General features: G+C 69.1%; 2 protein-coding genes. Both read left to right on the top strand.

Annotated elements, in window-relative coordinates:
- The coding region (locus tag ACFZBX_RS36775) for an SDR family NAD(P)-dependent oxidoreductase (protein ID WP_391538172.1) at positions 1 to 3,222 on the top strand (3,222 nt) is incomplete at its 5' end.
- A gap of 38 nt (positions 3,223 to 3,260) precedes the next feature.
- Positions 3,261 to 5,086: type I polyketide synthase (locus tag ACFZBX_RS36770; RefSeq protein WP_391538171.1), on the top strand; the 1,826-nt coding region annotated here is incomplete at its 3' end.

Genomic DNA, 5,086 nt, shown 5'->3' with positions numbered 1-5,086 from the left:
ATCACCCCCCAGGCCGGCCACACCCCCTTCTACTCCACCGTCACCGGCACCCTCACCACCGACACCACCACCCTCGACACCCACTACTGGTACCGAAACCTCCGCCAAACCGTCCTCTTCGCCGACACCGCCCACACCCTCATCACCGACGGCCACCACCACCTCATCGAAATCAGCACCCACCCCGTCCTCACCACCAGCATCCAGGACATCCTCGACACCACCGACACCCCCGCCCACGCCACCGGCACCCTCCGCCGCCACAAAGGCGACTGGACCCAATTCCTCACCTCCGCCGCCCAACTCCACACCCACGGTGCGCTCGTCGACTGGACCACCCACACCACACCGGCAACGGGACGCCCTGTCGACCTGCCCACCTACGCCTTCCAGCACCAGCGCTACTGGCTCACCCACACGCCGACCACCTCGGGCGACGCCTCCGCGTTCGGGCTCGACACCACCCACCACCCCTTCCTCACCGCCAACCTCGAACTCCCCGACGGCAGCCGCGTCTTCACCGGCACCCTCTCCACGACCACCCACCCCTGGCTGAACGACCACGCCATCACCACCACGCCACTGCTGCCCGGCACCGCCTTCGTCGACCTCGCCCTCCACACCGGCCACCACACCGGCCACCCCCACCTCGAAGAACTCACCCTCCACGCCCCACTCCTCCTCAACAACACCCCCCTCGACCTCCAGGCCACCCTCACCCCGCCCCAGGACGAGCACCGCACCCTCACCATCCGCTCCCGCCCCGACAGCGACACCCCCTGGACCACCCACGCCACCGCCACCCTCACCACCACCAGCCCCGCCGACGACCAGGCAGCCGACCTGACCACCTGGCCACCCGCCAACGCCACGGCTCTGGATGTCAGCGACGCCTACCCCCTGCTGGCCGACCACGGCTACACCTACGGCCCCGCCTTCCAAGGCCTCACCGCCGCCTGGCGCGACAACCAGCACACCTACGCCGACATCACCCTCCCCGACACCGGCGACTCCGACGGCAGCGCCTTCGACATCCACCCCGCACTCCTCGACGCCGCACTCCACGCCATCGCCCTGCAGAACCTGGAGACCCCCGGAGACACCGTCGCCGTCCCGTTCTCCTGGTCCGGAGTGCGCCTGCACGCCGTCGGAGCCTCCTCCCTCCGCGTCCGCTTCACCACCACAGGCGAGAACACCTTCGCCATCACCGCAGCCGACGCCAACGGAACACCCGTGGCGTCGATCGATGCGCTGACGCTCCGCCCCCTGCCGGCCGAGCAACTCGCCGACAGCGCCAAGCCCCTACGCGACAGCCTCTTCCACATCGAGTGGACACCCCTCACCCCGTCCACCTCCGGAACGGACGCGAACTGGGCCTGGCTGGACACCGCACACTTCCCCCTCGCCGACGGCGAGACCATCACGTCCGGCGACCAGATCCCCCGCTACGACAGCATCACCGCACTCACCGAAGCCCTCGACACCGACACACCCGCGACCGTCCTGCTGCCCTGCGCCTTCCAGCCCCTGGCCACCGTCGAAGAACTCCACCAGGCAACCCGCCACCTGCTCACCCTGATCCAGCAGTGGCTGCTCGACGACCGCCTCACCACCACCCGCCTCGCCATCTGCACCCGCAACGCCATCGCCACCCACCCCGACGAAGACGTCCACGACCTCACCGCCTCACCCCTCTGGGGCCTCATCCGCACCGCCCAGAGCGAAAACCCCGAGCGTTTCACCCTCATCGACCTCGACACCCCCCAGACCAACCCCGACACCCTCCACACCGCCCTGGCCACCAACGAACCCCAACTCGCCATCCGCAACAACACCATCCACGCGCCCCGCCTCACCCGCACCACCACCAGCAACTCGCCGGCAAGCACGACCCCGGCAGCCTTCGACCCCGACGGCACCGTCCTCATCACCGGCGGCACCGGCACCCTCGGCAGCCTCCTCGCCCACCACCTGGTCACCCAGGGACAGAACCGTCTGCTCCTCACCAGCCGCAGCGGCCCCAACGCCGAAGGCGCCGACCAACTGCGCAAGGAACTCACCGACCTCGGCGCCCACATCACCATCACCGCCTGCGACACCGCCGACCCCGACCAACTCACCACCCTCCTCGCCGACATCCCGGCCGAGCACCCCCTCACCGCCGTCATCCACACGGCGGGTGCCCTGGCCGACGCAACGGTGGAGAACCTCACCCCCGAACAACTCGACACCGTCCTGCTGCCGAAGGCCGACGCCGCCTGGAACCTCCACCACCAGACCCGGCACCTCGACCTCGCCGCCTTCATCCTCTACTCCTCCGCCGCCGGAACCCTCGGCAACCCCGGCCAGGCCAACTACGCCGCCGCCAACACCTTCCTCGACGCCCTCGCCCACCACCGCCAAGCACTCGGCCTACCCGCCACCTCCCTCGCCTGGGGACTCTGGGAGCAGTCGAGCAGTCTGACCGGCCACCTCAACACCAACGACCACGCCCGCATCAACCGCACCGGCATCGCACCCCTCACCACCACCGACGCCCTCGCACTCTTCGACCACACCCTCACCACCCCCCAACCCCACTACCTCACCGCCCGACTCAACACCACCGCCCTCCGCAACAACCCCGACCTCCCGCCCATCTACCGCACCCTCGTGACGGCCACCCGGCCCGCCACCGCGAACAACGGCAACGGCAACGGCAACGCCGGACAGTCGCTGACCCACACGCTCACACCGCTCACCGAGACCGAACAGGAACAGTTCCTCCTCGGCCTCGTCCGCGACCACGTGGCCACCGCCCTCGGCCACACCAACCCCAACGGAATCGACGAGCACCGCGGCTTCTTCGACATGGGACTCGACTCCCTCACCGCCGTCGAACTCCGCAACAAACTCGGCGTTGCCACCGGCCTGCGCCTCCCCACCACCGCAATACTCGACCACCCCACCCCCACCACACTCGCGCACTACCTGCGAACGCAGCTGGTCACGGATGAATCGGTAAATCCGTCAGACGTCTTTGCCGCACTCGACAAGATTGACGTGGATTCCCTGGCCCCCACCCTGCACGCTGAAGCGCGGACGCGAATCGTGTCGCAGCTGCAAAGGTTCCTCATCAAATTGGGAGAGGACCCGGAAAGCATCCTCGCCACCCAGGAGATCAGCTCCTCTTCCGACGAGGAAATCTTCTCCATGATCGATAACGAGCTCGGCCTCTCCTGACAACGTCCGCGAAACTAGCATCAGAGGAATAACACGCCATGGGGAACGAAGAGAAGCTCCGCGATTACCTCAAGATCGCCACGTCCGAGCTGCAACGAGCGCGCCGACGCCTGAGCAAGCTGGAGGCGGACCAGCGCGAACCTATTGCGGTGGTGGGAATAGGGTGCCGTTTCCCCGGTGGTGTTCGGTCGCCCGAGGAATTGTGGGGTCTTGTTCTGGGGGGCACGGATGCGATTTCCGGTTTCCCGGAGGAGCGCGGGTGGGACACCGAGGCGCTGTACGACCCCGATCCGGACGCGGCGCACAAGACGTACTCGCGCCATGGCGGTTTCCTGTCCGAGGCGGACGGGTTCGACGCGGAGTTCTTCGGGATCAGCCCGCGTGAGGCGCTGACCATCGACCCGCAGCAGCGCCTGCTGCTGGAGTGCGCCTGGGAGGCGACCGAACGCGCGGGCATCGACCCGTCCACCCTGCGCGGAAGCCGCACCGGCGTCTTCGCCGGCGTCATGTACAACGACTACGCCGCCCGCTTCCCGGAGAAGCCCAAGGACCTGGAGGGCTACCTCGGTCTGGGCAGCGCCGGCAGCATCGCCTCCGGCCGCATCTCCTACACCCTGGGTCTCGAAGGCCCGGCTGTAACGGTGGACACCGCCTGCTCCTCCTCGCTGGTCGCCCTCCACCTCGCCGCCCAGGCCCTGCGCAACAACGAGTGCGATCTCGCCCTCGCCGGCGGCGCCACTCTCATGGCCACCCCGAACACCTTCATCGAGTTCAGCCGCCAGCGCGGCCTCTCCCCCGACGGCCGCTGCAAGCCCTTCGCGGCGGCCGCCGACGGCGCCGGCTGGGCCGAGGGTGTCGGCCTGGTCATGCTGGAGCGGTTGTCGGACGCCCAGCGCAACGGGCACACGGTGCTGGCGCTGGTGCGCGGCAGCGCGGTCAACCAGGACGGCACCAGCAGCCAGCTCAGCGCCCCGAACGGCCCTTCGCAGGAGCGGGTGATCCGTCAGGCCCTGGCGAGCGCCGGTCTGACTACTGATCAGGTGGACGCTGTCGAGGCGCACGGCACCGGGACCCGGCTCGGCGACCCGATCGAGGCCCAGGCGCTCCTGGCCACCTACGGCCAGGATCGCCCTGCCGACCAGCCGCTGCACCTCGGCTCGATCAAGTCGAACATCGGCCACACCCAGGCCGCAGCGGGTGTCGCCAGCGTCATCAAGATGATCCTCGCCATGCAGCACGGCACCCTGCCGCAGTCCCTTCACATCGACGAGCCGACCCCGCACGTCGACTGGACCACCGGCAACATCAGCCTGTTGACCGAGCAGACCCCCTGGCCGGTCACCGACCACCCCCGCCGGGCCGCCGTCTCCTCCTTCGGCATCAGCGGCACCAACGCCCACGTCATCCTCGAACAACCCCCTGCACCAGAGCCGGAATCGGCGAGCGCTGACCCCGTCACGCCGACGGACACCTCCTCCGACGGTCCGAGTGTCTGGCTGCTGTCCGGCAAGTCCGCCGGCGCGCTGGCCGACCAGGCGGACCGACTGCACACCTTCGCCGCCGATCGCCCCGAGGTGGACGTCCGTGACATCGCCCATGCCCTGGCCACCACCCGCACCGCGTTCGAGCACCGCGCCGCCGTCATCGCCCACGACCGCACCGACCTGCTCGACGCACTCGCCGCGTTGAAGGAAGGCCGGCCCTCACCCCACCTGGTGACCGGTCCTGTCAGCCAGCGGGTGCAGGGACGGGGAAAGACCGCGTTCGTCTTCCCCGGTCAGGGCTCGCAGTGGGTCGGCATGGGCCGCGACCTGTTCCGGACCAGCACCGTCTTCCGCGACCACATCCACGCCTGCGCCGACGC

Source organism: Kitasatospora sp. NPDC008115, assembly GCF_042957205.1.
Taxonomy (GTDB): Bacteria; Actinomycetota; Actinomycetes; order Streptomycetales; family Streptomycetaceae; genus Kitasatospora.
The sequence above is the reverse complement of the archived record's forward strand: the minus strand, read 5'-3'. Positions and strand labels throughout refer to the sequence as shown.